Origin of the sequence: Streptosporangium sp. NPDC051023, assembly GCF_040689595.1 — a bacterium.
GTDB lineage: Bacteria > Actinomycetota > Actinomycetes > Streptosporangiales > Streptosporangiaceae > Streptosporangium.
In genome coordinates this window covers 15,231-40,298 of the sequence record NZ_JBFBCE010000043.1, presented here as the reverse complement: position 1 = coordinate 40,298, position 25,068 = coordinate 15,231, and the positions used below count along the sequence as shown (strand labels likewise).

23 protein-coding genes are annotated in these 25,068 nt (G+C 65.6%); 8 read left to right on the top strand and 15 right to left on the bottom strand.

Annotation, left to right across the window (positions count from 1 at the left end):
* Positions 1-242 precede the first annotated feature (242 nt).
* A complete protein-coding gene (locus AB0395_RS26635; protein ID WP_366285166.1) occupies positions 243-1,094 on the bottom strand; it encodes a hypothetical protein in 852 nt (283 codons plus the stop codon).
* 763 nt (positions 1,095-1,857) lie between these two features.
* Positions 1,858-3,435 (bottom strand): hypothetical protein, encoded by a 1,578-nt coding sequence (locus AB0395_RS26630; protein WP_366285163.1) that lies wholly within the window; start codon positions 3,433-3,435, stop codon positions 1,858-1,860.
* Positions 3,436-4,146: 711 nt separating this feature from the next.
* Here AB0395_RS26630 and AB0395_RS26625 point away from each other — a divergent pair.
* Entirely contained in the window at positions 4,147-4,350 is a 204-nt protein-coding gene (locus AB0395_RS26625; protein WP_366285161.1) for a hypothetical protein, read from the top strand.
* Between the two features lie 377 nt (positions 4,351-4,727).
* Here AB0395_RS26625 and AB0395_RS26620 read toward each other — a convergent pair whose 3' ends face one another.
* From AB0395_RS26620 to AB0395_RS26610, 3 genes are all read right to left on the bottom strand, one after another.
* Positions 4,728-5,900, bottom strand: a complete 1,173-nt coding sequence (locus tag AB0395_RS26620) for an MFS transporter (protein ID WP_366285158.1) — start codon at positions 5,898-5,900, stop codon at positions 4,728-4,730.
* A 603-nt stretch (positions 5,901-6,503) separates the two neighbouring features.
* The gene (locus tag AB0395_RS26615) at positions 6,504-7,463 is read right to left on the bottom strand and encodes a nitronate monooxygenase (RefSeq protein ID WP_366285156.1); all 960 of its coding nucleotides are present in this window, start codon (positions 7,461-7,463) and stop codon (positions 6,504-6,506) included.
* A gap of 179 nt (positions 7,464-7,642) precedes the next feature.
* The gene (locus AB0395_RS26610) at positions 7,643-8,038 is read right to left on the bottom strand and encodes a hypothetical protein (protein WP_366285153.1); all 396 of its coding nucleotides are present in this window, start codon (positions 8,036-8,038) and stop codon (positions 7,643-7,645) included.
* Positions 8,039-8,564: 526 nt separating this feature from the next.
* On the opposite strand from AB0395_RS26610, the gene AB0395_RS26605 reads away from it, so the two are divergent.
* The 3 genes from AB0395_RS26605 to AB0395_RS26595 all read left to right on the top strand — a co-directional run bounded on the left by AB0395_RS26605 (position 8,565) and on the right by AB0395_RS26595 (position 12,159).
* Complete coding sequence (locus tag AB0395_RS26605) at positions 8,565-9,116, top strand: hypothetical protein (protein ID WP_366285151.1); 552 nt, start codon at positions 8,565-8,567, stop codon at positions 9,114-9,116.
* Positions 9,117-9,250: 134 nt separating this feature from the next.
* Positions 9,251-10,045 (top strand): phosphatase PAP2 family protein, encoded by a 795-nt coding sequence (locus tag AB0395_RS26600; RefSeq protein ID WP_366285149.1) that lies wholly within the window; start codon positions 9,251-9,253, stop codon positions 10,043-10,045.
* Between the two features lie 230 nt (positions 10,046-10,275).
* On the top strand, positions 10,276-12,159 hold the full coding sequence (locus AB0395_RS26595; protein ID WP_366285147.1) for a WG repeat-containing protein: 1,884 nt from the start codon (positions 10,276-10,278) through the stop codon (positions 12,157-12,159).
* 161 nt (positions 12,160-12,320) lie between these two features.
* On the opposite strand, the gene AB0395_RS26590 is transcribed toward AB0395_RS26595, so the two are convergent.
* The 3 genes from AB0395_RS26590 to AB0395_RS26580 form a co-directional block, all read right to left on the bottom strand.
* Positions 12,321-13,085, bottom strand: a complete 765-nt coding sequence (locus AB0395_RS26590; RefSeq protein WP_366285144.1) for a glucose 1-dehydrogenase — start codon at positions 13,083-13,085, stop codon at positions 12,321-12,323.
* Positions 13,086-13,169: 84 nt separating this feature from the next.
* Entirely contained in the window at positions 13,170-14,015 is an 846-nt protein-coding gene (locus AB0395_RS26585; RefSeq protein ID WP_366285141.1) for a helix-turn-helix transcriptional regulator, read from the bottom strand.
* Between the two features lie 198 nt (positions 14,016-14,213).
* Positions 14,214-14,846: a class I SAM-dependent methyltransferase gene (locus tag AB0395_RS26580; RefSeq protein WP_366285138.1), complete on the bottom strand. Its 633-nt coding sequence runs from the start codon at positions 14,844-14,846 to the stop codon at positions 14,214-14,216.
* Positions 14,847-15,014: 168 nt separating this feature from the next.
* Between AB0395_RS26580 and AB0395_RS26575 the strand changes: the two genes are divergently transcribed.
* A complete protein-coding gene (locus AB0395_RS26575) occupies positions 15,015-15,440 on the top strand; it encodes a hypothetical protein (protein ID WP_366285135.1) in 426 nt (141 codons plus the stop codon).
* A gap of 264 nt (positions 15,441-15,704) precedes the next feature.
* Here the strand turns inward: AB0395_RS26575 and AB0395_RS26570 are convergent, their stop codons facing one another.
* The 3 genes from AB0395_RS26570 to AB0395_RS26560 form a co-directional block, all read right to left on the bottom strand.
* Positions 15,705-15,986 carry a hypothetical protein gene (locus AB0395_RS26570; protein WP_366285133.1) on the bottom strand — a complete coding sequence of 94 codons (282 nt, stop codon included), beginning with the start codon at positions 15,984-15,986 and terminating at the stop codon, positions 15,705-15,707.
* A gap of 303 nt (positions 15,987-16,289) precedes the next feature.
* Positions 16,290-16,856 carry a hypothetical protein gene (locus tag AB0395_RS26565; protein ID WP_366285131.1) on the bottom strand — a complete coding sequence of 189 codons (567 nt, stop codon included), beginning with the start codon at positions 16,854-16,856 and terminating at the stop codon, positions 16,290-16,292.
* Between the two features lie 58 nt (positions 16,857-16,914).
* Positions 16,915-17,604: a hypothetical protein gene (locus AB0395_RS26560; protein WP_366285128.1), complete on the bottom strand. Its 690-nt coding sequence runs from the start codon at positions 17,602-17,604 to the stop codon at positions 16,915-16,917.
* 233 nt (positions 17,605-17,837) lie between these two features.
* Between AB0395_RS26560 and AB0395_RS26555 the strand changes: the two genes are divergently transcribed.
* Together AB0395_RS26555 and AB0395_RS26550 are read left to right on the top strand one after the other, a co-directional pair.
* Complete coding sequence (locus AB0395_RS26555; RefSeq protein ID WP_366285126.1) at positions 17,838-18,404, top strand: cadmium resistance transporter; 567 nt, start codon at positions 17,838-17,840, stop codon at positions 18,402-18,404.
* A gap of 91 nt (positions 18,405-18,495) precedes the next feature.
* Entirely contained in the window at positions 18,496-19,263 is a 768-nt protein-coding gene (locus tag AB0395_RS26550) for a PrsW family glutamic-type intramembrane protease (RefSeq protein WP_366285124.1), read from the top strand.
* Positions 19,264-19,276: 13 nt separating this feature from the next.
* Here AB0395_RS26550 and AB0395_RS26545 read toward each other — a convergent pair whose 3' ends face one another.
* From AB0395_RS26545 to AB0395_RS26530, 4 genes are all read right to left on the bottom strand, one after another.
* Positions 19,277-20,146: a TIGR03943 family protein gene (locus tag AB0395_RS26545; RefSeq protein ID WP_366285121.1), complete on the bottom strand. Its 870-nt coding sequence runs from the start codon at positions 20,144-20,146 to the stop codon at positions 19,277-19,279.
* Positions 20,143-21,192 (bottom strand): permease, encoded by a 1,050-nt coding sequence (locus tag AB0395_RS26540; protein WP_366285119.1) that lies wholly within the window; start codon positions 21,190-21,192, stop codon positions 20,143-20,145. Before AB0395_RS26540 ends, AB0395_RS26545 begins: the two co-directional genes overlap by 4 nt.
* Before the next feature lie 208 nt (positions 21,193-21,400).
* On the bottom strand, positions 21,401-22,264 hold the full coding sequence (locus AB0395_RS26535) for an NUDIX hydrolase (protein WP_366285116.1): 864 nt from the start codon (positions 22,262-22,264) through the stop codon (positions 21,401-21,403).
* Positions 22,265-22,570: 306 nt separating this feature from the next.
* Positions 22,571-23,347, bottom strand: coding sequence for a M15 family metallopeptidase (locus tag AB0395_RS26530; RefSeq protein ID WP_366285254.1), 777 nt, complete (start codon positions 23,345-23,347; stop codon positions 22,571-22,573).
* 527 nt (positions 23,348-23,874) lie between these two features.
* Between AB0395_RS26530 and AB0395_RS26525 the strand changes: the two genes are divergently transcribed.
* Positions 23,875-25,056, top strand: a complete 1,182-nt coding sequence (locus AB0395_RS26525) for an ATP-binding protein (protein ID WP_366285113.1) — start codon at positions 23,875-23,877, stop codon at positions 25,054-25,056.
* Positions 25,057-25,068: the final 12 nt, after the last annotated feature.

Sequence of the window (25,068 nt, the reverse complement as noted above, 5' to 3'; positions counted from 1 at the left end):
TGGCTCTCTCTGCCTATTTTTTAATCTGATTACGCGGCGGGGGGCGGGGCGCCCCCCCCCACGGCCCGCCGCCCGAACGCCGCCCGAGCGTGCGGCGTGGGCGCCGGTCTCGGCCGGCGGCGGGACCACGGGCCGCCCACCGCACCACCCGTGCGCCGTACCAGCCCCTCAGCCGCCGCACCAGGGCCGCACCGCCACCAATGAACCGACAAGCTTCCGGTCATCAGCGCTGAATGTACCCGCTACTGCTTAGCGAGGCGCTCGATGAAGATACGAAGAAACGTGTTGAGCTCTTCGGCGTTTGAGATATCTTCAACGCCGAGGCGCTCCACGAAGAGGACCCCGGCGTTCGTAAAAAGGCGATCTCTGCTTCGATCGTCAGATGCTCTTCCTCGATGTTTGGGGCCATCGATCTCGATTATCCCGGCGCGCCCTTTATATGTGATGAGCATGTCGGGCTCGAACGTCTTATTCAGCACTCTCGCGCCGGGAAGTGGGTAAATTCCAATAGTCTTATGCTGTGGCAGGCTTGCCTGTATCTCTTTGAGTGCTCGATACACAGCCAGCTCGCCCTGATTCGTAAAAGTAAGCTTATCCTCGGTTGGAGGCTGAATCGTGATGGGTTGTGAACGTGTGCGAGCACCTTCGCGAGGTCGTCGCGCCTGATTTCCACCTCGCATAGCTTGTTGTAGCAGGAGATGCCAGTTTAGAGGAACGTCTTCAGGTTCGCGGTACGCCTCGAAGTCTAACTTTTCAACATCGAGACGCTCTCTATAAGGGACGTCGGGAAATATGCGATTGACGGCTTCCGGAAAGGCCAGATCGAGAATGTTCTTATTGGGTTCTTTGCTTAGCGTTCCCAAGAACTCCGGCAACACTTGTATCGTCCAGTTAACGTCATAGCGCCAACTATAAAGGGAGATCTTCCGCGTAGAGAGAAGTGGTTCAATGAGCTGCTTCGCGGCCGTCTTGTCTTGTTCGGAAAAGTTGGGATGATCTCCCTTTAGTAGTAGTCGGACGACACCGCCAAGGATTCGGTGAACGTCATCTGCTATAGCTTCCAGAGCGGCAGTCTCGCGATCGTCGTCATCCAACCAGACAACGCTGTAGCCACGATCTGAGGCGAGTGGAATGTCAGGCACAGGCACCCTATAATCTTCCCGCATTCTCCCGGCACACGTGCACAGATGAGCCTCATGAGATGATCTGATCATTGGGGTCGGCGCTGAAGCTAATGGTGCCCTTGGGCTTGTAGATTGATCTTCATGGCGCCCTAAACTACGCCTCCAGCAGGGGCGTCCAGTCTCCGGGGTGATCGGGTGTAGCTTGCAGAGACCCTAGATGGCTGAGGTAGAAGCCCCATCACTTTGCCAGCCATCAGCCTAGGCGGAGGCCAGCAGGCTGACTCCTCCCAGGCAAGCCCATCTGAGGCCGTTTACACTCAGTGATCGAGAAGCGACTGGGTGCGTTGGTCTAGGTTTACCCACATCGGACGGCCAACATCCGAGTTGCTAATGCGGTTTGGCTGCCTCCAAGCGTCACCGCACGCATACCACCCCACGATCGCCTTGCGATGGATGATCACCGTACGGGGTCGGGGGCGATCGACGGTCCAGGGTTTCGTTCCTCAACCCCGGCCCACCGGGCGACCAGGATCATCAGCGTAACAAGGCGGTAGGACAACACCTTGATCACGTTCCAGATCCATGCCAGAACAGGCGGGGAGCGCCAGTCATCCACAGGGAACTACACCCCACCTACCTGCGCCCCTGTTTTCCCAGCTCAGGTCACCAATGCCAGCAGTCGACTCCCAAGCTGGCATCCAAGGTTCTATCTTCGAACACTGAGCCTCTCGGGTCATACCCGATAGTCAAACAATTCAGATAGGCATTTTTCGCTAAAAGAACTCTGCGCTAGGCGAACTTCTATTGCAGCCGCAAACATGAGAGGTGGGATGCCATGCAATGCACTAGCTTGGACAACGCGATCTACCCCTGCTCCCACAAGGGGAGACACGGTACGTAGTGTCCCATCAAGTGCCACTGACCCGATTTGACCTGCATGAACAATTAAGTTTCTTTGCCTATATAGCCGACGGAAAGCATCTTCCAGTTGACTGACAATGCGAGGCAAAGATGCGTTTGGGTTGGCTATTAGTGTGCGAATGCGCGCAAGGGCAATTTGAGCTCCGGAACTTTTGAAATCGGTTACGGTTCCGCTCCTTATGGCCCTCTCGATTAGGATGGCCCTGTCTTGGTCATCGCTGATTGATCGTAGTTCTTTAGCGATCGCATCGTCCCGAGTGCTGGCATGTGCTTGGGCGAGCGCAAGTAGTTCGCTAGTGACGTAGCTGCAAGCGACGATGCGAGCCATTCGTGTTGCGGCCACTACCCGGTTAGAAGTGTCCCCAGGCCCTATCAGAAGTGTCTCTAGCGCAGCCCAGCTACCAGCTATTGCCGCAGCGGGCGTGCCGCGGTCTAGGGGTTGTAGTAGCTCAAGAGCTGCATCAATTTGAGAATCAAGGCGCAGGCGGAAGACCTCTTTCGTGCGTTCGAGGGCATGCACTTCTACTCGACGTGGACCCCCTATGTAGTCCAAGGGGTCTGCCTCGCCAATCATGTAAAGCGTTGGATGAAACTGCAGGCGTTGGCGAGCGCCTACCTGGAATCGAGCAGATAGTCTTTCGACCTCGCCGTTCGCTTCCTTAAGTGCCGAATATTTATCTTTGGCATCAATTTCTAGAACGAGTCCGCCTGACTGCCTGATGTTCGGGGAAGATGGAAACCAATATGCAAGCCATTCTGCAGTTTTCGATGAGTCAAGCCAGCATGCCGGCCTTTCTTCAGGAAGAGGTGGACAAGCCATCAATGGGATTAAGACATCAAACCTTACCCTGGGGCGATTAATGAGATTCTGTGCTTCCTCGCATAGGTCGCTAAGAGTCAGCTTCGTCTGGCTGTATTTTATATGATAAGTGAGCCATTTGTGTGTTGCTTCTTGGCTGTACCCTTCGTCCAATATGTGGCTAACGATCGCCCGGGCGGCTGGCTCACAGTCCGCTTCTTCGTTTCTGAGGTAATTTGCCCATCGTGATAGATATTTAGGCCGACTTTCCCGTTGGAGGAGATTTAGTGCAATCCAGTCATGGCCATCTACTTGCATGGTTTTGTTTACATGCTTGATCAGCTGACCACGCTCGGGAGGAGAGCCCAGCCCCGGGTCTCGATGAATCCTCTTCGCCAGCACATCACCCAGATACTTCACGGAAGGTTCGGCGAGTGCTCCTAGCGCTCTTGCGCCTACTGCCTCAAGCAGTTCGGACAACTCCAGCATCGTGCCCAGCCGCCATAGCCTACGGTGCCAGGAAGTTGCGGCAGCCGCGAAGCTAAGCATTCGTCTTGCGGCGTAGTGATGCTGCTGGTTGTCATCAAGCATCAGAAGAGGTATCCTCCTTGGCATACGGGAGGGAGTCGCTTCGGCCGCTTCCTCCCTTTTACGTGTGGCAGTATGCCACGCCTTGGTTGCTCTTTGTGAGCCTTTTGCACCTATCGGCAGGTTGCCTAATGGTGATCGACGCCACATCTAGAGGCTGATAGCCCGATTTCTAGCCGAATCCACTCCTAGCCCTTGACAGCCGGGCTACGCTTGGGTCGCTACGCGATGCTTGCACCCTCTGGGCCCAAGCGTAGCCCGGCTTGAGTCGAACTTGTGTTCGATTTGATCGATGATGATCAAGTAGGATTCTCCTTGACATGGCAATTAGCCTCCTCGGCAAAGGTTGCCATGTCCAGCGATCATCTTCGGTTCGAGAGGGAGGTCGCCGGGCGTCACATCGCCAAGGTGCTCGGTCGGTCGCGCGAGATATATGCGGGATGATCTTCGGTGAGTGAGACGAGGGCTAAGGCTTCTTCCCTGGTCAAAAGCCCTGCTGTGCCTCGGAAGATAGCGCTCTTGAAAACCGCTAGGGCTGGTGACAGTCCTCGTGGGTTCGAATCCCACGCTCTCCGTCATGTGATGTCTCAGGACATCGGAAACCCTCGAACCTACGGGTTCGGGGGTTTCCGATGTCCTGAACCAGGACACCACGCTCTCCGTCAACCACCCGAAACGGCGTCTGACCAGGGGTTTCCTCTCGGCGAGGCGCCCTTGATCGTTTCAGGGCTGCGCAGCCACGCCACCCTGAGCGGCCCCGTGTCGCCGGTCGTGGGATATCCGTGGGACCGTGTCCGCGACGCCACAGACATGCTTCGGCGTGTCGCAGATGATCCGTCCGGAGGCGGTGGGCATCGTCCCGGCGCGAAACTGCTGCTGACCAGGCTCGACGAGGGCTGGAGCGAGGCAGTCGGCTGATACAGGGGAACCAGGCCTGCATCAAAGCCGGTCAGGTGGTACGGCTGCGCCCTCGGGTCGAAGGTCCTGACTTTTCGTCGACTCCCTCACCCGTCCAGAGGGCGACATGACCATGATGACAGTCCGCGGCCGCAAGGCTGTGGCCTATTGCTGCGTCGGCGCGGCGGCGCTCATGCCGTAGACCCGGCGGCGGGATCTGGCGTCGATGCGAGCACTCCGGTTCCCCGCACCCTCGTCTCGCGCGTCAAAGCGAACGGGCTGACACCGTACGTCGCGGCGATTTCGGGGGCCAGCTCGAAGGCCACCCCGGTCCACTCCTCGATCTGCTCGCTGTGCGCGGTTCGCAGATCTCCGTTGCGGGGATGCAGGGCGCCGACTCAGCGGGATGGGGTGAGTGACCATAGGGATACCGCCATGAGGAGAGCGGTCAGCCCGCCGCAGATCATCGCGGTGGAGACCGAGAAGGCGTCGACGACGCGTCCGCCGAGGAACGCGCCGAGCGCGAAGGTCGCCTGGAAGGAGGAGGTGAAGACGACCGTGGCGGCTTCGGGCGTGCGAGGGGCGGCGGTGATGAACAATGCCTGCGAACAGACGGGCACGCCTCCGTAGGCCAGGCCCCAGACCACGAGCAACACCACGGCGCCGGCGGTTGTGCCGCCTACCGAGGGCAGCAGCAGGGTGGTGGCCGCGATCAGGCAGCCGCAGGTTGCGAAAGCGGCTCGCAGGCGGGTGGCGGTGGCCTTGCCGGCCAGGAAGTTGCCGGCGATTCCGGCGATGCCGTACGCCAGCAGGACGGCGCTGACGGCTGCGGGACGCAAGCCGGTGACGTCCTGGAGGAAGGGCGTTACGTAGGTATAGGTGCCGAAATGGGCCAAGACGATGAGGAAGGTGGCCAGCAGGGCGGTTTTGGCGCCCCGCGTACGCAGCAGGCCGAGCAGGACGCGAGGGCTGGTGACCTGGTGGGCGGGCAGTGGCGGCAGCAGCGTCAGCAGGGCGGCCAGGACGAGGACGGCCAGCGCGGCCAGGACCAGGAAGGCGGTTCGCCAGCCGGCGAGGTTGCCGATGAAGGTGCCGGTTGGTACGCCGAGCACGGAGCCCAGCGGCACGGCAGAGAAGATCACAGCGGTGGCGGTGCCGACGGCGTGCGGCGGCATCAGGCGGCCGGCCAGCCCGGCCCCGATGGACCAGAAGCCGCCGATGGTGAGGCCGACGAGCACTCTGGAGATCAGCATGACCCAGTAGGAGGTCGCCACCGCGGCCAGCACGTCGGCGGCGGCGAGCACCGCCATCAGGACGCACAGCATCACGCGGCGGTCCAGGCGTGCGGTGGTCAGTGTGACGGTGGGGGCGGCGACCGCGGCGACGATGCCGGGCACGGTCATGGTCAGCCCTGTGGCGCCGTCGGAGATGCCGAAGTCGGCGCCGATGGTGGTCAGCAGGCCGATGGGCAGGATTTCGCTGGTGACGATGGCAAAGATGCCCAGCATGAGCGAGGTGACCGTGAGCCAGCTGATGAAGGGCGAGCGGGGCCGGGCGAGGGTGATAGACATCGTTCCCGTTCAGGCAGGTGCGAGTGGACTGCGAACACAGCCAAGCAGTGGTGAAGCAGCGGGCACTGGCACGTTTCGGACGCAACCGTCGCCGTGACGACATCCGGTAGGCCCGCGGGGCTGCAGTCCTGCACGCATTGCCGATCACGCACGGATCCCGTCAACTTCCTTCAGCCATCTCAAGAACGGCCATCGGAAGCTATGGAGGATTCGACCCTCTGCCCCCTTCGGTGTGAACGAAAGGCGCCGTGGTGAACGAGTCCCTTGGGAGTGTTCGTGATCACGCTGCGAGCGCGTCGTCTATCCGTCGGTTGGCGGTCTCTGCGCCTCCGTCGATGCACTTGGCGTAGACCTTGAGTTGTAGAAGACCGACCGCTTACGGGCGATCGTGGTCGCCGCGGCGGCTCCGCCGTCGAGCCGGAGTGTCAGGGCGTCCAGGCCGAGCCGTACGTTCCGCACCTTGGACAGGCCCAGGTAACAGTGGCCACCAGAAATTCTCCATGAACGGCCAGTCACGGTGTGACTGTGAGTAACCGCTCCTGGTTCGGTAGTTTCACCGTGGCACGTGACGAACGAGCCGGAACGGCGCTGACGGTTGGTGGGTCAGCGGCGTCCCGCTCGGGTCAGTGCGTCCTCGGCTTGGATGGCCATCGCGGGGACCAGGTCCTCCGCCGAGGGCAGGTCGGTAATGAGGTCGACGGCCTCACCCGCCCAAACCGGCAGCGGGGGGATCGCGCCGCGTGCCACGTCGTCCTGGTAGTCCTGAAGGGCTTGGGGATCGGCGGCAAGCTCGGCCTCCCGGCCGCGCCAGCGGTCGAGGTAGGGGTGGCCGAGGGTGCGGGCAGGGTACTTCGACGGCCACTTGGAGCCTCGTGCGATGTCCAGCACGGTGCTCCGCTCGGTGTCCTGGCCCCGCCCCTCGAGGATCGCCTTGGTGATCGAGGGATTGACCAGGGCTTCGGTGGTGGCCTGGAAGCGGGTGCCGATGAGCACTCCGGCAGCACCCAGCACGAGAGCCGCCGCCACACCGCGTCCATCGGCGATCCCGCCCGCTGCCAACACCGGCACCGGAGCTACGAGATCCACCACCGCGGGCACGAACGGGAAAGTGGCCCGCCCGCGCATGGCTCCGTGCCCGCCGCTCTCGGTTCCCTGAGCCACGATCACGTCGGCGCCCAGGTCCACGGCCCGCTTGGCCTCCTCCAGATCGGTGACCTGGAGGATCAACAGAGCCCCTGTCTGGCGGACATGCTCCGCGTATGGGCTCGGATCGCCGAAGGACAGCATCACGGCGCTGGGACCGTAGCTCAGTGCCAGTTCCACCACGGCGAGATCGATCCCCCAGGTCAGGAATCCGACACCCCACGGCTCTTCAGCGCCCGCGACGATCGGCACTTCACGTGCCAACCACTCCGGGTCCCCGTACGCGCCGCCCAGAATCCCGAACCCGCCACCGCGGGAGACAGCTGCGGCCAGCGCGCCACCGGCCGCCCCACCCATCGGCGCCAGCGCGATAGGGTACCGCACGCCGAACATCTCCGTGAACACCGTCGACAACGTCATGCCCGCATCATGTCGTCTCGCCCCTGATAAGGAACCTGGTAAGGAAGAGGTCAGCCACCAAGGTGAGCATTGGCTGTACAGCCACGAGTACAGCCACGTGTCGATGGCGGGTGAAAACTGGTTCTGGCCCGCATTTCGTGATCGATGATTTCGCGCTACGCCGTGAGCAGGAGGGCTGTTTAACGTCCCCGCCGGCGACGCCGCACGTAGTAGGCGTAGGTCAGGGCCAACACCAGGGGGCCCCACAAGATCCCAGGGGCGATGCACACGTCCGCCAGCGCTTCCCACCAGCCGCTGGAAAACCCCAAACCATGGAATCCCGGGACGTTCAGCCAGGTCAGCAACGCGCTTCCATATATCGCGGTCGCGGTCAAGCCGCCCAGAGCGGCGGGGATGATCACCGCCAACGGCGGGATACGTCTCCCACCAACGATCGGGAGCCAGGCGGGCGCGACCTCACCCCATCCCCGCACCAGACCGAGGGAGAGCAGCGCCGCCGCCTCCGACACCACGCTGAGTCCGAAAACATAGGGGATGGCCCACCACATCCATGCCGGTGCGTTCGGATCGATCATCCCCATGCTGAAGTCGAAGGCGAACGGCAGCCGCCACAGGCAGTGGGGGAGCAGTAGGAAAGGGATCGCACGGGCGGTGAGGACCGCCTATTTCGGAACCGGCTGTTCGGTATCGCGTACAGCCAGCGTCGGGGGCATCAACCTGATCGCCATGAGATCACCGTCCCCCCAGCTGCGACGGCTGGACCTCCCCTATCCGGGTGACCTCACTCCCTCCAGCGGGGGAAGATCGTTCATAAGGCGGCCTTGGGTTCTGGAAAACGTAAGGGTTCACAACCCGGCAAACCCTCCGACGCGCCGGTACCGCCCCTCGGGTTCGCGAGAACTCTGGGCTTTTGGAGTGCCCGGCGGCAATCGCTGTAACCCAGCGGAATATGGCCTTGGCCTGGAGCGGCGACCTTGCTCGGTCGGCTCGGGTTTCGGCGGCAGGCTGTGGCAGAGGACGCGGGCCGACTGGATAAGGAACCTTATGAGTGCGAGCCTGCCCGTTCGGCAGCGGGAAGTACGTGCGAGCCGAGCTGTTCACTTGAGAGACGGGGCCATCGATCATGGAGTTGTGAAGGCGAAGAGGCTCGCGGACCTGTCGGCGGCCGATCCCGGTGTGCGGGCTGAGGCCCTGCGGTGGCTCGGGGGCAACGGAGACTCCGTCGACGTGGCGGCCGTCGCACCGCTCGTGCAGGATCCTGGCGAGTTCGATGATCGGGACCATGACGATCCGCCTGAGTCGGCTCGTACGCCCGTTCGGCTGGTCGCTCTCGCCACACTCGCCGAGCTTCGGCCGCCTGGGACGTTCACCGAGACGTTCGACCGCGCCCTCCATGATGACGATCGTCGCGTCCGTGGACTGGCCGCGATGAATGCCTCAGCCACGGGAATGCTGGCGAGGCTCGCCATAGAGCACGATCGAGGCGTGCAGTTCCGGGTAGCACTCGCACTGCTTGTCAGTGACATTGGGCGCGAAGAGGCGCTCACGGTCCTGGAACGGCTGCGTACCGGTGACGATCACGCAGCGGTAGCTGCGGCCTGCCTCCTCAACGCCGTCTCAGGCTCCTCGCCCGCCAACGATTCGACGGGGTAACGGCGCCTGAGCGCCGCGCTGTCGGACGTGTGGCTCTGTCTGATTCTCGCGCTGGGATAGCCGGCCTTCAGCCCGTCACGCATCCATCGGCTGACATGATCCATGCCAAAGCGGAGTGAATTAGGGTGACGCGCGTGAGCCTACGTGAGGTGGCCGCCGGCCGATTATCGCGCCTGGTGGCGCGCGCCCGCTCAGCCGCACTTGTCGGGAGGACAGGTGGGCGCCCCGCACCACTCGTCGAAGTGGCCGGCCTGCTGCTCGTGGTCCTGCTCTTTTCACTACTTCATGCCGCCGTCGGGAGAGATCTCGTAGCCGCCACCGCCAACGCTCTGGCCCTGCAATCCATAGAGCGGGCCCTCCACCTGGACATCGCGCTGAGGGCGAACCAGTGGCTGACCGAGCATCCAGCCCTCATCCAGCCGGCGGTGTACTACTACCGCCTGTACTACCTCGCGATCCTCGGTGTGCTGATGTGGGTCTTCGTCCGGCACGCCGATGTCTACGTCAAGGTTCGCCGGACCCTCGTCACGATGGCCGTCCTCGTGTTGCCCGTTTTCTGGGCGCTGCCCATGTCGCCCCCGCGGTTCGCCCTACCGGGCGTCGTCGACATCATCGCCGAGCACGACATCCTGGGCGGCCACGCCTCACGAGAGATCGGCAACGGCCAGAACGTGTATTCGGCGATGCCCAGCATGCACGTGGGGTGGTCGTTATGGTGCGCGTATGCCGTGTGGTGCGCGCTGCGGCCCTCCCATCCGCGACTGGCGTTGCTGTCGTGGATCTTTCCGCTGGGTATGGCGACAGTCGTGCTCACCACGGGGAACCACTACGTGCTCGACATCACCGGAAGCGTCGTGTTGCTGGTCGCCTCCATCGCTGTCGTGTCAGTGTGGGGCCACCTGGCCGAGCGCCGACGTGCTCGGGATTGAACGCCTGCGAACAGTCACAGGGAAACCGGTGCCCCCGGATGCTTGCTCACCTCACGATGGATTTTCACGAGCAAGCTCTCCGGCCAGGAGCCTGTGCGTGACCTTCCGCTAGAGCCGCGCTGTCGAAGATGAGTGAGAGCAATGGGAAAGGAACGCCTATGTCTGCCGTACTGCCTCCTCATCCGGTTCGTTGCTGTGGGCGGGGTTCGTTCGGGGAGCGTGTGGCCCTGGTGAGTTCTGACGGCACGCTTGTGCGGCCGCCGGATCTGCGGCGGGTGGGACGGTTCGACGCGGTCATTCCGTACGGCGCGCACGAGGCGGCCGGGCACATCGCGCCGGCGCAGGCACTGGACGGGCGCTGGGGTTACGTTGACCACACCGGCCGGTGGCTGGTCGAACCCACCCTTGAGCGGGCGAAGGCGTTCAGCGGTGGCCTGGCGCGTTTCCAACGCGACGGACGCTGGGGGTACCTGAGCGACCGGGGCGAGATCGTGATCGAGCCCCGGTTCGGCGACGCGGCGGGGTTCGGTGATGTGGGCCGGTTCGGTGACGTGGCCGGTGTCGGGTTGGCTCCCGTGCGCGTGGACGAGGGGTGGTGTTACATCGACCGCGACGGCCAGATCGTGATCTCCGGCCCGTTCATGGAGGCCGAGCGGTTTTCGGGTGTCGGGCTGGCGGCGGTGAAGATCGACGATCGGTGGGGTTACATCGACGTGGACGGCGCCCTGGTCATCAAGCCGCGGTTCGCGGTCGCGAAGCCGTTCTCAGCCGAAGGAGCGGCGCCGGTGCGGGACCCGGAGGCCGCGTGGGAACGGGGATGGGGGCTGATCGACCGCGAGGGCGACTGGATCGTCGAGCCTCGGTACCTCCGCATGGGGGAGTGGACCGAGGAGGGCCTCGTGTCCGCGTACCTCCAGGACAGCGGCGCGGGATTCGTCGACGCGCGCGGCTCCACGGTCGTGGCCCACCACAGTGGCCTCAGCGGCCGGATGGTGTGTGGACTCGCGCGCCTCGGGCGCGGAAGCTCACCGGTGAGCTTCGTAGGAGAAACGGGAGCCGTGGCGATCGCCGGGCCGTTCACCTGGGCCATGCACTTCCGGCCCTGCGGCGCGACCATCGCGCTCCGTGACGAGAACGGCGAGAACGGCGAGGACTGGGGGGTGCTGCGCGCCGACGGCGAATTCATCCCCCTTCCCTACCGCGAGCCGCTGGCCGACCAGGACGAGGACTACGGCGGCGTGTACGGTTTCGCTCTGAGCGGGGTCGCCCCGTTCATCACTTATGAGGGAGACGTCGCTTACGTCGACACCCTTGGGCGTGAGGTGTGCCGTGTCGAGGTCGCCGAACTCGGTGTGGCGGGCCACATCACCGGGACGAGCGAGCGTGTGCCGCTCACCCGAGACGTCGCCGACGACGAGGGCGAAGGAGTTCCGCCTGTCGGGGACGCGGTAAGTGGTGAGGTGGAGCGGGTGTCACACGTCCGGGACGCGGTGAGCGGTGAGGTGGAGCGGGTGTTGCGCGTCCGCGACGCGGGGGGCGGCGAGGTGTGGCGGAGCGACCTCGCGCCGGGCACCTTCTTTCCGGAACAAGCCTTCCTGCGCCGGGACGCGGCGTACCACTTCTACGACCTGGCTTACTGGGAGGGCGACATCGTCGTCACGGCCGAGAAGCTGCTCGCCGCCGAGTCGCGCCGCTTTCTGCCGTACACGGTGTCGTACGCCGGTGATCGCGACGGCGACGTCTACGACCTCTCCGGGGCGGATGAGGACGACGTGGAGGAGTACGCCAAGGTCGGAGCCTTGGCGGAGCTCGCCGTCGATTACGCGTACGAGAGCACGTGGGGGACCTACCCGTTCCTGGGCGACGGCGTGGAAACAGCCTTCGAGCACTACTTCACCACGCTCGCCGAACGGCTCAGCGCGCGGTACGGCCCGGCGACGGGCGATGCCGGGCCCGGCTACCTCCTCGAAGGCGACAGCAACGATCTGTGGGTGTGGCGGGTCGGAGACCGATGGCTGGTGTTGCAGCGGTGGAGTGCCTATCCCGGCGGCAGCTTCGAGCACCAGCTGTGGCTCGCCGCCCTTCCCGCCTGCCCGGAGACATCGGGCGGGTGACGGGGCACCGCTACGGCGGTGAACCTGGCGTCCCGATCGCGCATACCCGCCTCAGTCTCACACGGCGACTGCCGATCTCAGCCTCGCAAGGCCACGACCTGGGCGGATGACATCGTCGGCTGGCGGGACTTCCGGCTGCCCTGGACTACAGCATCGGCGGACTACAGCATCGGCGCCGGGATGGCGGGGATCAGGCCGCCGTCGACGAGGATGTCCTGTCCGTTGATGTAGGACGCTTCGCTGGAGGCGAGGAAGGCGACCGTGGCGGCTACCTCGTCGGCGGTACCGACACGGCCGGCGGCGACCACGGTGGCGATGGCGGCCTGGGCCGTGGCGGAGGTCTCGGCCCGGAACGCCGGGGTGTCGATGTAGCCGGGGCTCACGGAGTTGACCCGGATCCGCCTGGGCGTCAGTTCGGCTGCGAGGGTTCGGGTCAGGTTGTGCACCGCCGCCTTGGTCGCTGAGTAGAGAGCGGCGTCGGGCACACCACGATGCAGGGCGAATGAAGCGTTGATCACGATTGCTCCCCGGTCGGGCAGCAGTGGAAGCGTCTTCTGGATGGTGAAGAACGCTGCTTTGAAGTTGACGTCCACGACGTGGTAGAACTCGGCCTCGGTGACGTCGCCGACGGGCTGGAACGCGCCGATGCCTGCGTTGGCGAACACCACGTCCAGCCGCCCGTACCGGTCGCGGATGGTCGCTGTCAGCGTTTCCAGATCGGTGAGACTTGTCGCGTCCCCGGGTATTCCAAGCACCCGGTCGCCGAGCTCCTCAAGCGCGGTGTCGAGCCGGGTTTTGTCGCGTCCGGTGATGATCACCTGCGCGCCTTCGGCGAGTAGCCGGTGCGCGGTGGCCAGCCCCATGCCGCTGGTCCCTCCGGTGATCAGCGCGACCTTGCCGTTGAACCGGGAACTGTTGTGCGTCATGGATTCAGCGTGCCGACCCGCGCCGCGAACATACAGTGCGTGGTTATCGTGGGTGTGGCACCACCAGGTTCGGGAGGTCCGCGGTCAGGCGGGTGCGGCGAGGCGGTTGTGCTGTAGCCATTCGAGTCGATCGCCGGTTTCGGTGCCGGGCCGAGGGTTGTACAGCACGAGATGCCAGTCGGGGTGGTCGGCGACCGTCAGGGTCGTCGCGTCGAAGAACAGGTCACCGGCCTCGGGATGGCGGAGCGCGTTCACGGCCTGGATCGGGACGCCCACCTCGTGGCGGTCCCACAGCTCGGCGAATTCGGGGCTCACAACGCTGAGATCGTTCACCACCTTTCGGAACTCGGGATCGTCCGGAAAGTGCGCCGCGTCGGCGCGATAGGCGGCCACGACAGCGGACGCGGCCGAAACCCACACGTCGTGCACCGCGCGGTATCGAGGATTGGTGAAGAACGTGATCAGGCAGTTGTGGGCCGTGCCGTCGAAGCCGAACACCGTCTGGGCGGTGTCGTTGAACGCCAGCACATTCCAGCATCGGTCCCGCAACACCGCAGGCCGTTGCCCCCACGCGTCGAGCAGGTGCCGTACTTCTGGGGTGACCTCGGCCCCGGGCACCCCATCTGTGGGCGGTGGGTTGAGACCGGCCAGTAAATACAGATGCACCCGCTCCGGCTCACTGAGGCGCAGGGCCCTGGCGATCGCGTCAAGCACATCAGCCGAGACCGTGATGTCGCGCCCCTGCTCGAGCCAGGTGTACCAGGACACTCCGACCCCGGCCAGCATCGCCACCTCTTCGCGCCGCAACCCCGGAGTCCGTCGTCGGCCCGCCGGAAGGATGCCGACATCACCTGGTGTGAGCCGCGCTCGACGGATGCGCAGAAAGTCACGAAGTTGCTCGTGGCGCCGCTGCGCGGATCGGCTGGTCATGGGCCCACAGTAATCCCCCGGCGTCAGCCTCGGATGAGGCATCAGGCTCTATGGGCAGCGGGCATCCATCGAGGTGTGGCAGCCCCCTCCCGTCGTGGTGACTCTTCCACGCGACGACGACCTCCCGGTGCCCCACGATGTGGTCTCTCCCGAACCGATGTGTCCCGAACGTGTTCTCAAGAGAACTGAACATGTTGGCTAAAGGGAATCTGCCCGCTGGGCGATCACCTGCAGCCAGGTTCGGCGACTGACCCGTGTCTCGTGCTCCTGGACCTGGAATCCGGCTTCGGTGAGGGCGTCGAGCAGTGCTTCCGGACGGCGGTGCACGAACCAGCGGTGAAGCGATTCCGGCTGTGGCGTTGTGGTGGCGTAGGGCACTTTCTCCCATCCTTCGTCGTCACCGAGGGAGGTGGACAGGCCGAGAACACCTCGGGGGCGAAGGACCTGCCGCCATCGGCGCAGCGTGCCGACTGTCTGATCGGAGGGAACGTGAAGCAGGGAGGCGATCGCCCAGATTCCGTTCAGGCTCGCGGGGGCGAAAGGCGGATATCGTAGGTCGCCCCGTATCACCGGGACGCCACGACCGGCGGCTATGCCGAGCATCGAAACGGAACGATCGACCGCGACGGCGACCACGCCCCGGTCAGCCAGCCATCGTGTGTCACGGCCTGGACCGGAGCCGAGGTCGGCGACGCGCGCGCCCTGAGGCAGCCTCTCGGTGAACCGCTCGAGAAGGCGAGCTATCTCGGGCGAAGGCTGCTTCCACTGCTCGGCGTAGGCATCGGCGATGTGGTCGTAGCTGGCGGTCGTGCTGGGAGTCGGATCGTCCATCAGTGACATTCTCCGCTCAGAGCAGATCTTCGAAGCGCGGTGAGTGGCCTTGCCGTCCGGCTGTCTGCGGCGTTCTTCACCGGTCGGCGGGTCGTGAGTGCTGGAACGCCTACAGTCGGAAACGCCCTTATCGGTCCTGCCGAGAGGATCTTGGGAGACAGCCGGTCCATGACCACGGGGTACCCGTCAGTCCCACGTGTTCGGTGGATCGATGATGAGGTCCTCCGGGCGAGGGAGCGGAGCGGGTTCGTCGTCACTGGAGTAGACCTCGAGGCACGAAAGACGTTCTCCCTTGACGAAGAGGAGGACACCGTCGTCGCGTCCACGCACATAGGCGGAGATCAGCACTCTGTCTCGTGTGGGAGCGTCGGAGGTGAGGGGCTCGTCTTCCGTCCGGAGGTTGACCGTCGCGCATCCGCATCCGCAACTGCTGGTCACGACTGCCGAAGCGACCTGAGCCCGGAGCTCGTCCACACCGGGGAAGTCCTGGGCGAGAAGGGCCAGAACCACAGCTTGTTCTTCAGGGGAGAGGTGGCGTTCGCTGGGCGGCACGTCACCAAGATATCGAATCGGCTGTGCCGGACATATGAGTGATGATTTTCTGTGACCTCTGATGCCGGAAAAGAATGTTCCCACCTGATGGGAGACGCTGTCGCTATTCGAGGCGTGGTGCTCTTGAATAGCGTGGCGGCCCACGGAGTCTTTTCTTCGGACCCTCCAGAACGGTACGCCGCCGTGGTCCGGAGCCGTCCCCGTGCCCCCGGCGTCGTCACGGGCCTGGACGGTTCCCGGGGCGGACCATGTCCGGCGGCAGGTTCCGCTCCGGCGCGTCCGGTGGACGGCCGAGGTGGATTCGCTTCAACGGATTCGCTTCAAGGTCAGCCACCAGGACGCCACGGCGGCGGCGAGTCCCAGAAGTATCAACCCGATGACGAGCCCGTACGGCAGGTCCATGATCTGGGGCATGACGATCATTGTTATGAACACGGCCATCAGCAGCTTTGCCCACCCGTACGCCTGCGGCTCGTGCCGGTCGCGTCTGCGGATCCACCGGGGCAGTCGTTCGGTCGCCAGTACGTACAGTCCGAGCGCGCCGATCGCGAAAGCGAACAGCATCGCGACCCCGGCGTGCACATTCATCCGGCTCTGCCTCCGTCCCTTCTCGTGGGGCGCGAATCGGCCCCCCGAAGGGGCATCCGATCTCACATTATTCTTGCCTTTCTGTTAATGCCATAAGGTTGACGGATGATTTACAAAACACAGAGGTGTCGAGGCATTCACAAAGGGGTGTGGAGATTTTTCGGAGATTATTGGGCCGTCCCCGGCTCGTGGGCGCCGTCTTCTCTTTCTTTCGCGCGTGACCGTATGTCCGCCGTTCCTTCCGCTGGGGGAGAGGATTGGTACGGCCCGCACGGCACCCGTGTGGAAAAGGACCCTCGGTGCTCAGTGGCCGGGAGGAGGCCCTCCGACCAGGTGCAGGGCGTCGATGTAACCGCCGCCCACGTCGACCCTGGTGATGTCGGCCAGTTTGGTCCTGGAACACGTGACGTCCCAGGCGGCCTTGGAATCGATCTCCTGTAGGCGGAGGTAACCCTTGCGTGTGACCCGGTTGACCCTGCCGATGAAACAGGCGTCGGGATCGAGCCTCTCGAGGTAAACCGATATCAGGGGAAACGCCGTGGCCATCGTTTCGACCAGGTTCCTTGTGGAGTCCAGGTCGATCTGTGCCAGCGGCCGGGCATGCTCCCCTCGGAGTTTCAGGGCGCGATGTGCGAAGCGCGCGCCCAGCCAGCCCGATCCGGTCGCGTGCTCGACGTCGCGGAGCCGTACGGCCGAGTGCCCGTTGAGGGTGATCTCATCGGAGACGGTGTGCAGCAGCGCCCATTTCCTGCCCACGCCCACGACATAGGATTTCAGCCTCGCCACGTCGTCGATGCCGCGATAAACCGCGACGGGGGCGCCGGATCCCAGTGCTCTCCTGAGATCCTTGAGGCCTTTTTCTGCAGTCATGAGGTCGGATTATCTTGTCTCGGGCACGCGGGTTCATCTGGATTTCCGCGGAAGAGAATCAGTTCGGTGTCGGTGTCGGTGTCGGTGTCGATGTCGATGTCGATGTCGATGTTGATGTCGATGTCGAGGTTGGGGGTGGCGTCGAGGTCGGTGTCGGGAAGGAGGTCGGCACCGGGAAGGAGGAGGGAGTCGGGGGCGAGGTGGGGACGCTCGTGCCGCAGGCGCCCGCGGACCGCTGCTCCTGGGCCAGCTGGTCGGCCGTCTTGGTCCGATAGTCCAGCTGCTGTTGCGGTGACGGCGTGTACCGCCAGGACCCGCCTTCGAGGACGAAGTCGAAGTCGCCCGTTCCCCCGGTCGCCTGCACTTTGGCGTTGTCGCCGGTGACCGTGACGGTGGTGATGGCGGCCTGGGTGTCCTGTGTGAGGGGCGGGCAGAGCTGGAACAGCCGGACGTACTCCTCGCGTTTGATCAGCCCTTGGGCCTGCGAGCTCCACAGGTCCCAGAAATCGCCGTACGACCCGCCGTAATAGGTGTCGAGCGCGAGCTGCGCGTCATGACGCACAGAGGTCTCCGAGTGCTCAGGTCCCTGGAACGTGGGGGTGCTCTTGGGGGTGGGAGTGGGGCTGAACACCATTACCACGGTGACGACCGCCGCGATGAGCACGCCGATGACCATGATCAATATCACGACCACGCCTCGGCCGGTCTCACCCCTCGGTGCCTTGCCGTACTGCGGCGGATGGTCCACGCGAGGCCTCCGGGGGGCCGAAGGGAACGGACGGAGCAGGCGGGACGGGCTGGGCGGGCGGTGGGCGCGACGAGCGAGAACGGGCGGCGGAGCGCTGGCGTAACGAACGTGATCTTAACTCCCGGCGCCCGTGCTCGGCCACGGTGACCCGAGTGCGGGCGGCGAGGCTACGCGCGGCTCATGGGCCGAGGCCTGCCAGGGCACTGTGCGGGAGCGAGCTCCATAATGCGCCTGTGGGCGAAACGATCGGTACGGCCGCCGCTGTCTTCACCGGAACCAATGTGGACGACATCGTCATTTTGACGGTGCTGTTCCTGGCGGCCAGGTCGGGAGGCGTTCCCCCTCCCTGGAAGATCGTCGCGGGGCAGTACGTCGGCATCGCCGCCCTGGTCGTGGTCTCCGCCGTGGCGGCGCTCGGGCTGGCCGTGGTGCCGGACCGGTGGGTCGGGCTGCTCGGGTTGATCCCGTTCGGCCTGGGAGTGTGGGGGTTCTTCAGGAAGGGCGACGACGCGGAACCGGTCGCCTCCGGGGTGGTCTCGATCGCCGGGGTGACCGTGGCCAACGGCGCGGACAACATCTCGGTCTACACCCCGATGTTCCGTACGATCGGCCCGGCCTCCAGCCTCGTCACCGTCGCGGTGTTCGCCGTGCTCGTGGCGGTCTGGTGCGCGGTGGCCTCCTGGCTCGGGTCGCACAAGAAGATCATTGAGCTGGTCGAGCGGTCGGGGCGGTGGCTCGTTCCCGTGGTCTTCATGGTGATCGGCGCGGTCATCGTAGCGGGAATGATCTTTAGGGAATAATGCACCATTCGCCCGAATTTGCGTAACCCCAAACGGGGAATTACCTCACATGCGAGGACATTTAAGGTTCTATCGGCATAGATGGTTCAAAGTGTGGATCGCAATGATGGCCCTGTCGGCTGCGCTGATCTTCATGATGGAGATGGTCGGCAACCGCGCGGTAATGCCCGCGGCCTTCTTCTACGGCGCGGCGGCGGGTCCGGTCGCGCTTCTCGTCGCCATCCACGACCGGACCGGGATCGGTGACAGCGTGCCGGGAACGACGCTGGTGGGGATGTTCCTGTTCGGCGGGGGTGTCGCTCTCCTGCTCGGCGGATACTTCGACTCCCTCTTCATCGCGGACAAAAGCGGCCCCACGATCCTGCGGGTCGGATGGATCGAGGAGGCGGCCAAGTTCGTTCCTCTTCTCGCGGTCGCGTTCAGCGGGCATCACCTGACCAAACCCGCCGGCGTCGCGCTCGGCCTGTCCTGCGCGACCGGGTTCGCCATCATGGAGTCGATGTCGTACGCCTGGAAAAGCCTCAGCCACGACAACGTCCTGGGGGCGGGTGTGGTGCTGTTCATGCGCGGGCTCACCACACCGTTCAGCCATCTGGCCTGGACCGGCCTGGTCTGCGCGATCGCCTTCGGAGTCTGGCAGGTCAAGGGACGGGTCGTGGTGACGAGCGCCGTCACCGGGACCTTCGCGGCGGCGGCCGTACTCCACTCGCTCAACGACGGTCTGCTCACCCTCGACATTCCCGGCCCGGCCAGGCTCTTCTTCCCCGTCGTCGCGGCGGTGAGCTACTGGCTGTTCCACCGGGCCACCCGCGACCTGTGCCGGGTCGCGCCACCAGATCCCGCGCTGTCCCGCACCTGACGCCGGCCCCGGACTACTCGTACGGCTCGTCCGGTGTGGCGACCTTCACCAGATCCGTACCGGCCAGCTCGGGGTAGACGACCCCGTTGGGCATCTTGCCGAACGTCTGCGGGATCCAGGTCCCGGTGACCTCGACCCAGGTGTCCTCCGGGGGCGCTTTGAGCCCCTTGACCGCGACCTTCAGCGGGAACGCGTCCGCGGCGCAGCAGGCGATCTGCATCCGGGTGACGTACCACTGCCCCTTCCTCCTCGACGGGACGACGAAGCCGGTCAGCCTGACCCGGCGGTCGGTGAGGGACTTCTTGTCGTCGTCCCACGCCCTGCCGATGAACTCGCTGATCGGCATGTCCGTCGGGCCCTCGCCGGTCAGCGGGGTGAAGGCGGTGAGGGTCTGGTCGCGGGGCGGAGGCGTGTCCGACCTGGCGGCGGCGAACGAGCCGAGCGAGGGTGGCGCGATCAGGAAGATCGCGAAAATCGGCAGGCACAGCAGCCACGCGACCCGCGGCCCGCGCGAGTGGTCGTGCCCGTGCCCTTCGTGCCTGTGCCCTTCGTGCCTGTGCCCTTCGTGCCTGTGCCCTTCGTACCCGTGCTCCTCGCCCGCCGTACCCTCATCCGGGCCTTCCGAGTGAGCATGGTGCATGTCCTGCCCATCGCCGGAACCGGCCTGAGCGTGGCCGTTGCCCTCCTCGGGAGAGGGCTTCCCCGGGCGGGACGCCTGGATCAGCCCGGTGACGCCCAGGATCACCAGCACCACTCCCGTGGCGACCAGGAACGGCCGGAAGCCGGGTTTCACGTAGTTCAGATACGTCGCGGAGAACGCCGAGATCCGCAGTACGGCGCAGCCGAGCAGGGGCAGCACGAGGTTCTGGGTCGCGCGGTTCACAGCGGCGGCCGTCCGAGAAATCCGAGAAGTCCGAAGAGAACGCTCACCAGGACGGCGAGCGCGAAGGTCAGCGGGACGAACCTGACCGTGAACGCCCTGCCGAACGTGCCCGCCTGGAGCGCGATCAGCTTCAGGTCGACCATCGGCCCGACCACGAGGAAGGCCAGCTTCGCGGTCGGAGAGAACGCGGTCATCGAGGCCGCGACGAACGCGTCGGCCTCGGAGCAGATCGACAGCAGCACCGCCAGCAGGGCCATCACCGGCACGGCCAGCCACGGCACACCCGCGATCGTGGTCAGCCACTCCCGGGGGACCAGGACGTTGAGCGTGGCGGCGGCGAGGCCGCCGACGATGAGGAACCCGCCCGCGTGCAGCAGGTCGTGCCGCATCGCCTCGCCGAAGCGCGCCAGTTTCCTGCCGTCCCCGTGCGGACGTGCGGGGATCCGCAGCCACTCGCTCCTGCCGTACCGCAGCCAGAGCCAGCCGACCAGCACCGCGACGGTCAGCGACGCCCCGAACCTGGAGACCACCATCATCGGCTGCCCGGGGAAGGCGACGGCCGTCGCGACCAGGACGACCGGATTGATCGCGGGTGAGGCGAGCAGGAAGGCCAGTGCGGCGGCGGGAGTCACCCCCCGCGCCATCAGGCCCGATGCGACGGGCACCGACGCGCACTCGCAGCCGGGCAGCACCGCGCCGGCCACTCCCGCGACGGGCACGGCGGCGGCGGGCCGCCTCGGCAGGGCCCTGGTCCAGAAGGAGGCCGGGACGAACGCGGTGATCGCGGCGGACAGCGTCACGCCGAAGACCAGGAACGGCAGCGCCTGCACGCAGATGGCGACGAAGACGGTCGCCCAGGTCTGGAGCGCGGGTGACGTCAGGCGGGACGCGAGCGTGAACCGGCCGACCACCAGCAGGACGACGACGAGCGCGAACCCCCATGGCAGTGAGCGTCCCCGCGACGCGCCACGTCCCCACGAGTCAGGAGGAACGGTCTCGTCTTGGTCGTCCCAGACGCTCCGCGATTCGGTCCGAAGCTCGGGCATGATCCGTATCGTGACAGATCCTGGAATGTTCCACGTGGAACATTCACCACCCTGTCCGGCCGAATCCAGCCGTTCCGATCACAGCCGACGGTCACCGCCGGGGGCGAGGTTCCTTCGACGCGGGGAGCCCTCCAGCCGTTGGGCGAGGTTGTGAACCGCGAATCACCCGGCTTCGGCCGGGAATCCCGGTTTTGGGACCGGGAGGATGTCAAAGCTGGGACAGCAGCCACCTGGGGCCGGTCGTCTCGGCCCCGAGAGCGGTGACCCGCTCGCGCAGTCCCCGGTCGGCGGTGACGACCAGGACCCGCTCCCAGGGAGCGGCATCCCGTACGGCCCGCACGACGGCGTCGTCGCCGCTTCCCGGGGCGGCGATCACCGAGACGCCGGGGACCGCGGCGACGTCGCGGGCGGCGCCCTCGACGACCACGGTGAACCGGGGGAACCACCTGGTCAGGGCGGGCAGACCGGCGGGTAGCGCGCGCACGCCGCCCGCGCTGAGCGCGCCGACCTCGGAGACGAGCTTGGCGGCGGCCCCGGCGCGGTCCCGCCACCAGCCGTGCTCCGCGCGAGCGCCGATGATGTTCGCGGCGTCCAGGACGACCAGCACGGGGTCGAGCGCCTGGCTGATCACCGGCCAGGTCTCGGCGAAGCCGGGATGCAGGTTCCTGGCGGAGATCTCGTCGGGCGTGAGCCAGCGCAGGTCGGTGCTCTCGCTGTTGGCGGGGGCGGCCTCCAGTAGGCCGGAGGCTTCGGCGATCACCGTCTGGAAGGACCAGCCTCCGTGGTCGTCGACGTAGACGCCCTGGACCCGCAGGCCCTCGCCGTCCAGGGCGGCCTCCTCCCGGGCCTCGCGGAACGCGCCCGCGATGGCGTCCTCGTGGCTGTCGATCGCACCACCGGGCAGACCCCAGGTGCCGCCGTGATGGCTCCAGCTGGAACGCTTCTGCATCAGCACCCAGGGGGTCCCCGTGCTGTCGTGGTGGACGGCGAGCAGCCCGGAGGCCCCGTTCACTCCCCAGTGCTGATGTCCGAGATCACACTGGGCCCACCCGTCTCCGTCCTTGGCCACCATGGGGTCAATCATGCACCAGGGCAGGCAGGTTTCCGGGGGTGGGGCGTACCGCCATGGGGGGATACAAGGCTTTTGTAATGATCTGTCAGTTCGTCCGTCTGGCTGCTCTCCGTGTCCACATGACGTCACGACCGGCCCTGATCTGGTGTTTCCGATACGGCACCGCCGTCCAGGTCCGCGGGAGAAGACCGTCCGGGACCGCTGAAGGAGGCCGTCCGGGTGCGCGGAAGGGGTCCGTCCAGGCCTGCGGGGAGGGGGCGTCGCCGTCCGCGCCCGCCGGAGGTGTCTCCAGCGTCTCAGTTCCCCTCAGTTCCCCGCCTCGGAGAAGTGCTGATAGTCCTTGATCCCCGTCCAGTAGCCGCCCCACTCCCAGCCGACCCGCTGGAAGGCCTTGACCACCCGGTCGCCGGGGTTGATCACGCCGGGGGCGTCCACCGGACGCTTGGCGAACTTGAGGGCGTTCTTGTGCGCCACCGTGCCGTCGGCGGACAGGTAGGGGTTCTCGCGGGGATTGACGTCGACGGCCCTGCCGTAAGCGTGCTGGGACCAGTGGCTCGACCCGGTGGCGGAGCGGCAGTTGAACGCCGAGGTGTTGTCGGCGTCGATCGAGTCGTAGTCGTCTCCCTTGTAGGCGTCGACGGGCTCCATCTTGTAGATGGGCCAGCGCCAGCCGTACAGACGGCCGAAGACCGTGATGATCGCGTCGGTCGCGTCCTTGTTCACGACCAGCTTTCCCGTGTGCGGCTTGTGGTCGAAGCCCCAGTAGGTCATCGTGATCATCCGCAGGCCGTCGAGTGGGACGGGACAGCCGGGCCGCCATGAGTATCTGACCTGGTCACGAGTGACCCGGGACACCTTGGCCGAGAATTTCGGCGGCTCCGTCCGGGTCGGGCTCGGAGCCGGCGTCGCGGTCGGCGCCCCCGAGGGGATCGGCGACGAGGCGCCCTCGGGACCCTGTGTCCCCTGGGCGGCCGGTGTCTGGCCGGTCTGTGTGGACTGCTGTGCGGGCTGCTGGGCGGTGGTCGTGCCGCACGCCGCCGCGAGGCAGCCGACGGCCAGCGCGAGCGTCGCCTGAATGCGCATCACGGATCGAGAGCTTCTCACTTGTCGCCACCCCACGCCGGATAAAAAGGACAAGTCTTCATTGTAGTTGTCCAGCTACTTGAAGTGATAACGGGTAGTCGTGGCGGACTCACCGGGCGTACACGACCCGGTCGCGCCTCGCTGCACCCCGCCCTGCCCGTCTCGCCCTGCCCGTCTCGCCCTGCTCGGCGAGACTCGCTCGTCGCGACTCGCCTGGGCCGTTGCTCGCAGCGGCTTTCGCCCGAGTTGCAGCCGTTTCGACCAGGGCGCCGACGTTCTTTGGTTGAGCTTTTCTCCGAAACTCTCGCGCCTGTGTTCGAAGTAGCGCTACAGTCGACGACACTGGATCGAACACGGGTTCGGGCGATGTCTGCCCAGGTGAGGGGTGTGTCATGGCGATGCTCGCAACGCCGCCGACGACTCACGCCCCGGTGCCGCGTGCCTCCGCGCAGCCGCGCGCGACACGCCGTAGCGCTTTCTACGGAAATCTACGTCGGCCGCTATATCCCGTCATAAAGTCCGAGAGCGTGGACCCCGTGCGCAATCCTTACGCCCCCGGCGCGGGGCAGCGCCCTCCTGAGCTCGCAGGGCGCGACCGAGAGCTGCAGCAGTTCGAGATCGTCCTGGAGCGGGTGGCCCGTGGTCGCCCCGAGCGCAGCATGGTCGTCACCGGGCTGCGTGGCGTCGGCAAGACCGTCCTGCTGAACACCTTCAAGTCCATGGCCATGCAAAGGCTGTGGGGCACCGGCAAGATCGAGGCCCGGCCAGACCAGTCGATCCGGCGCCCGGTGGCCGCCGCGCTGCACCTGGCCGTCCGCGAGTTGGCGCCCAGGCATCGCGCACCCGAACGCATCGAGGAGTTTCTCGGCGTGCTCAAGGCGTTCGCGATGCGTGACCCGGGCGCGGCCAAGGGCACCTCGCACTGGTCGCCCGGGATCGACGTGCCCGCGAGCCGGGGCCGCGCCGACTCAGGCGACCTGGAGATCGACCTCACCGAGCTGTTCGTCGACGCCGCCGCGGTCGCCACCGACCTGGGGGTCGGCATCGCCCTGTTCATCGACGAGATGCAGGACGTGCAGACGCCGGACGTCTCCGCGCTCTGCGCGGCCTGCCACGAGCTGTCCCAGAGCGGCGGCCCGCTGATCGTGGTCGGTGCCGGTCTGCCGCACCTGCCCAGTGTTCTGTCGGCCAGCAAGAGCTATTCCGAGCGGTTGTTCCGCTACGCCAGGATCGACCGGCTCGATCGCGAGGCGGCCGACCTGGCGCTCATCGCCCCGGCCGAGAGCGAGGGGGTTGAGTTCACCCAGGAGGCCCTCGACGCGCTCTACGAGGCGGCCGACGGCTACCCCTACTTCGTCCAGGCCTACGGCAAGGTCGCCTGGGACCTGGCGTTGCGCAGCCCGATCACCGCCGACGACATCAAGGTCTCCGCGCCCGAGGCGGAGGAGGAGCTGGCGGTCGGCTTCTTCGGCAGCCGCTACGAGCGGGCGACCCCGGCCGAGCGCGACTACATGCACGCGATGGCCTCCATCGGCGACGAGCCGGTGGCGACCGCCGAGGTGGCCGAAGGGCTCGGCCGAAAGCCGTCCAGTCTCTCCCCGGCCCGTGACAGCCTCATCAAGAAAGGCCTGATCTACAGCGCCGAGCGCGGGCTCATCGCGTTCACCGTGCCACACTTCGGAAAGTTTCTGCGTTCTCAGCCCGCGTGAACATATGTTCGA

What these genes read in the sequence shown, in the direction of transcription:
- AB0395_RS26630 (WP_366285163.1), bottom strand. Translation starts at nt 3,435, where the DNA reads ATGCTTGATGACAACCAGCAGCATCACTACGCCGCAAGACGAATGCTT.
- AB0395_RS26620 (WP_366285158.1), bottom strand. Translation starts at nt 5,900, where the DNA reads ATGTCTATCACCCTCGCCCGGCCCCGCTCGCCCTTCATCAGCTGGCTC.
- AB0395_RS26615 (WP_366285156.1), bottom strand. Translation starts at nt 7,463, where the DNA reads ATGACGTTGTCGACGGTGTTCACGGAGATGTTCGGCGTGCGGTACCCT.
- AB0395_RS26610 (WP_366285153.1), bottom strand. Translation starts at nt 8,038, where the DNA reads ATGATCGATCCGAACGCACCGGCATGGATGTGGTGGGCCATCCCCTAT.
- AB0395_RS26590 (WP_366285144.1), bottom strand. Translation starts at nt 13,085, where the DNA reads ATGACGCACAACAGTTCCCGGTTCAACGGCAAGGTCGCGCTGATCACC.
- AB0395_RS26585 (WP_366285141.1), bottom strand. Translation starts at nt 14,015, where the DNA reads ATGACCAGCCGATCCGCGCAGCGGCGCCACGAGCAACTTCGTGACTTT.
- AB0395_RS26580 (WP_366285138.1), bottom strand. Translation starts at nt 14,846, where the DNA reads ATGGACGATCCGACTCCCAGCACGACCGCCAGCTACGACCACATCGCC.
- AB0395_RS26575 (WP_366285135.1), top strand. Translation starts at nt 15,015, where the DNA reads ATGACCACGGGGTACCCGTCAGTCCCACGTGTTCGGTGGATCGATGAT.
- AB0395_RS26570 (WP_366285133.1), bottom strand. Translation starts at nt 15,986, where the DNA reads ATGAATGTGCACGCCGGGGTCGCGATGCTGTTCGCTTTCGCGATCGGC.
- AB0395_RS26565 (WP_366285131.1), bottom strand. Translation starts at nt 16,856, where the DNA reads ATGACTGCAGAAAAAGGCCTCAAGGATCTCAGGAGAGCACTGGGATCC.
- AB0395_RS26540 (WP_366285119.1), bottom strand. Translation starts at nt 21,192, where the DNA reads ATGCCCGAGCTTCGGACCGAATCGCGGAGCGTCTGGGACGACCAAGAC.
- AB0395_RS26535 (WP_366285116.1), bottom strand. Translation starts at nt 22,264, where the DNA reads ATGGTGGCCAAGGACGGAGACGGGTGGGCCCAGTGTGATCTCGGACAT.
- AB0395_RS26530 (WP_366285254.1), bottom strand. Translation starts at nt 23,347, where the DNA reads ATGCGCATTCAGGCGACGCTCGCGCTGGCCGTCGGCTGCCTCGCGGCG.